The organism is Mycobacterium sp. (assembly GCF_032162605.1).
Taxonomy (GTDB): Bacteria; Actinomycetota; Actinomycetes; order Mycobacteriales; family Mycobacteriaceae; genus Mycobacterium.
Genome location: NZ_JAVROT010000462.1, coordinates 1 through 3,696, shown reverse-complemented (window position 1 = coordinate 3,696; position 3,696 = coordinate 1). Strand labels below are relative to the sequence as shown.

Sequence of the window (3,696 nt, the reverse complement as noted above, 5' to 3'; positions counted from 1 at the left end):
CACGCCGCGTTCGGTGGTTACAAGCAGTCCGGCATCGGCCGCGAGAACCACAAGATGATGCTGGATCACTACCAGCAGACCAAGAATCTGATGGTGTCCTACAGCAACAAGGCCCAGGGTTTCTTCTAGCTCTGGGTTGCCGAACGTGATGCCACTGCGAGAATCCGGCCGAGAACTCGCAGTGGCGTCACGCTCGGCGCAACGCTCGAATGGCCGGCGCGGTCGAGGCGGCCAGCAGTGCCGCCATGTCAGGCGGGTAGCAGACGTCGACGACCGCCGACGGCGGGAAGCGATACGGGCGACCATGGATCAGGCCGGCGAATTGCTTTCGCAGACGCGACATCTCGGCCCGCACCGTGACCACACGGGACCGGTCGCCGTACAGGTCGTCGGCGAGCTCTGGGGCCGAGCGGCCGTCGCGGTGCGTGGCGAGGATGAGCAGGATGTCGGCGTGCCGCGGCGAGACGTTCCTGCGCCAGCAGCCGAACTGCCCGAGCATCTCCAGTGACGGCGCTCCCGTATCCCGAAGGTCGAGCGTCACGCGGGAGATGCCGGGAGTGGCGTCGTCGTCGATGGGCCGCACCAGCCAGCCGCCGGGCAGCAGCTCGACCTCGCACATGCCCAGCGGCGGTATCCAGGCGCGCCCCGGCCCCGTCTGCTCCGGCAGCAGGATCCTGTTGTGCAGCGGCAGGGAGTCCACCGCCGCCACCCAGCCGTCGTGATCGACCGCGAGCGCAGGCGCACCGACCCGGGCCAGGATGGGCGCAGCCACCGACCGCAGCCGGTTCAGCGTGCGGTCGTGTTGTTCGCGCAGCCGTGACTCCGCGAGCCGGGCGACCACGTCGACCAGTGCCACCGTCGTCGGGTGCACGGTGGCCGCGGGACCCGAGACGTCGACGACTCCGATGACCTGCCCGGTCCGCGGGTCCTTGATCGGCGCACCGGCACACGTCCACGGGTGGTGGCTGCGCTGGTAGTGCTCGGCGGAGAACACCTGCACCGCCCGGTTCGAGGCCAGAGCGGTTCCGATGGCGTTGGTGCCGACGGCGTTCTCACCCCAGTGCGCGCCCTCGATGAAGCCGAGCCGGTCCGCGTGGTTGAGCACCGACGCCGAGCCACTGCGCCAGAGCACCCGACCCCGCGCGTCGGCGATGACGAGGATGTTGTCACCGTCGACGATCAGCGATTCGAGGTTGCGCGATACCTCGTCGAGAACCGCCAGCAGACCGGAGGACCGCCGGAGCATCTCGAGACCGGCGAGCTCCACCACGGGCGCCGAGAGACGGTCGGGGTCGATGCCGTTGGCCATCATCCGCCGCCAGGAGTCCTGGATCACCGCGCGCGGACGGGCAGGCGCCCTGGTGCCTGCCATCGTCGCGTCGTACACCGCCGACATCAGCCGGGCGTAATGGCGCGGGTCCTCGCCGACCGCGACGGCCGGTTCGGGAACGGATAGAACTTGCATCACTGCCGATTGTGCTCCCGATCACAGCCGAACGCCATTGCCACCTCAGCGGTAGACGAGCCCACCGTCGATCAGTCCCGCCTGCCCGGTCATGTAGTCGGCGTCGGGGCCCGCCAGGTACGAGACGAAGCCCGCCACGTCTTCGGGCGTCTCGGCGCGACCGAGGGCGATGCCGCCGACGAACTTGTCGTACGTCTCGCCCTCCGCAGCGCCCGTCAGTTCGGCGAACCGCTTGTCGATCTCCACCCACATGTCGGTGCCGACGACGCCGGGGCAGTAAGCGTTTACGGTGATGCCGTCGGCGGCATGTTCCTTCGCGGCGGCCTGCGTCAGGGCGCGGACGGCGAACTTGGTCGCGCTGTACACGCCGAGCATCGCGAACCCGTCGTGACCCGCGATGGACGAGGCGTTGATGATCTTGCCGGGCCTGGCGAGTTCCTTGAGCTTGGTCACGGCGGCCTGAATCCCCCACAGCACACCGTCGACGTTGACGGCCCAGATCTTCGCCACGTCTTCGGGTTTGGTGTCGATCAGCGGTGCAACGAGCGCGATGCCCGCGTTGTTCACCATGATGTCGAAGCCGCCGAGTGCCGACGCCGCATGGCCGACGGCGGCGAAGACCTGGTCACGGTCACTGACGTCGGCGACGAATGTCGTTGACTTCGAGCCGATCTCGGTGATCTCGTCGGCGACGGCGTTGATGCCGTCGGGTCCGAGGTCGACCAGCGCGACGTCGGCACCGTCGCGGGCCAGCCGCAGCGCGATGCCGCGCCCGATGCCCCGGCCCGCTCCGGTCACCAACGCGACCTTGCCCGCCAACGTGCTCACGAGGCGTCCGATCCCGAGACCGTCGGGTCGACGAGGACCTTCATCTTGGTGCCCGCGTGCAACGCCTCGAAACCCTCGTCGATGACGTCGTCAAGCGCGATGGACGTCACCCAGCCGGTGGTGTCGTAGGTGCCGCGCGCCATCAGGGCGATCACGGCTTCGAAGTCCGCCGCGGTGTAGCACAGCGAGCCTTGGATGCGGGACTCGTTCATCACCAGATTGAGAAGCGGTGTGGTGAGCGGCTTCTCGTAGATCGCGACGCTCACCATTGGCCGTCTCGCACCGATGCAGGCCAGCGCCGTCTCCACGGCGGGTTGCACGCCCGCGGCGTCGAATACCGCGTCGGCGCCCGCACCGTCGGTGTGCTCGGCGATGAACGCGGGCACGTCGACGACGGTCGGGTCCAGGGTGCGCGCGCCGAGCGCCTCGATGGACGCTCGCCTGGTGGCCGACGGCTCGACGACGAAGACGTCGTCGACGCCCTTGCCGCCCAACGCGAACCACAGCCCGATGCCGATGGGCCCCGCGCCGAACACCATCGAGGTGCCGTCGGGGCTGGGTTCGCCGAGCGTGGCCGCGTGGTACGCCACCGACATCGGTTCGACCAGGGCGCCGAGCTCGAGGGAGACGTTGTCGGGCAGCCGGTGCAACATGTCGGTCGGCACGACGGTGTACTCGGCCATCCCGCCGTCGGACATCAGGCCGTGGAATCCGATCTGCTGGCAGATGTTGTAGTTGCCCGCCCGGCACGGCCCGCAGTGCCCACACCGGTACAGCGGCATGATGGCCACCCGGTCGCCTGCCGAGTAGTCGGTTACCCCCGCGCCGACCTCGGTGATGACACCGGAGAACTCGTGCCCCAGGGTCAGCGGCATCTGCTGACCGGTCAGCGGATGCGGTTCGGTGGGCACGAAGATCGGGCCTGCGTAGTACTCGTGCAGGTCGGTGCCGCAGATGCCGTTGAAGCCGACCTTGACCTTGACGGTGCCTGCGGTGGGCGCCGGCTCGGGGACGTCGGCGACCTCGACCTTGTTGGGTCCGTAGTAGACAGCTGCTCTCATGACCCATGTCTATGTGACGGGTGCCACACCCCGATAGAGTTGCAGCCCGTTGCATCCCCCTCGCGATTTCGGCGCGCAACACCGCGCTCAGCGCGGAAATACGCGCCGAAATCGCTGGGTGGGGTGGATCCGGGGTTGCAACGCGGTGCAACCCTTGCGCCGAACACCCGGTTGGGTGTGCTCTGTGTCACATGACAGACACCATCGAGAAGCAGGCGACCGCCGCACCCACGCCGCAGGCCCGCGTCGAGGCTTGGCTCGCGGACTTCGAAGCCGCCCTGGCCGTCCGCGACGTCGCGCGCGTCGTCGAGAAGTTCGCCGTCGACAGCTTCTGGCGCGACC

General features: G+C 68.6%; 4 protein-coding genes. 1 reads left to right on the top strand and 3 read right to left on the bottom strand.

The annotated features are described in order from the left end of the window. A partial coding sequence (locus QOI01_RS25730) for an aldehyde dehydrogenase family protein (protein ID WP_526385997.1) occupies nt 1-129 on the top strand: 129 nt, incomplete at its 5' end. A gap of 58 nt (nt 130-187) precedes the next feature. Here QOI01_RS25730 and QOI01_RS25725 read toward each other — a convergent pair. The 3 genes from QOI01_RS25725 to QOI01_RS25715 are packed head-to-tail and all read right to left on the bottom strand — an operon-like array spanning nt 188 to nt 3,354. Next, the gene (locus QOI01_RS25725; protein WP_526386001.1) at nt 188-1,465 is read right to left on the bottom strand and encodes a helix-turn-helix domain-containing protein; all 1,278 of its coding nucleotides are present in this window, start codon (nt 1,463-1,465) and stop codon (nt 188-190) included. A 45-nt stretch (nt 1,466-1,510) separates the two neighbouring features. Further along, complete coding sequence (locus QOI01_RS25720) at nt 1,511-2,293, bottom strand: acetoin reductase (RefSeq protein WP_526386000.1); 783 nt, start codon at nt 2,291-2,293, stop codon at nt 1,511-1,513. Next, entirely contained in the window at nt 2,290-3,354 is a 1,065-nt protein-coding gene (locus QOI01_RS25715; RefSeq protein ID WP_526385999.1) for a 2,3-butanediol dehydrogenase, read from the bottom strand. The genes QOI01_RS25720 and QOI01_RS25715 overlap by 4 nt, the downstream gene beginning before the upstream one ends. Nucleotides 3,355-3,696: the final 342 nt, after the last annotated feature.

Excerpts from the sequence above, each read along its gene's own strand:
- QOI01_RS25725 (WP_526386001.1), bottom strand. The coding sequence starts at position 1,465 with ATGCAAGTTCTATCCGTTCCCGAACCGGCCGTCGCGGTCGGCGAGGAC.
- QOI01_RS25715 (WP_526385999.1), bottom strand. The coding sequence starts at position 3,354 with ATGAGAGCAGCTGTCTACTACGGACCCAACAAGGTCGAGGTCGCCGAC.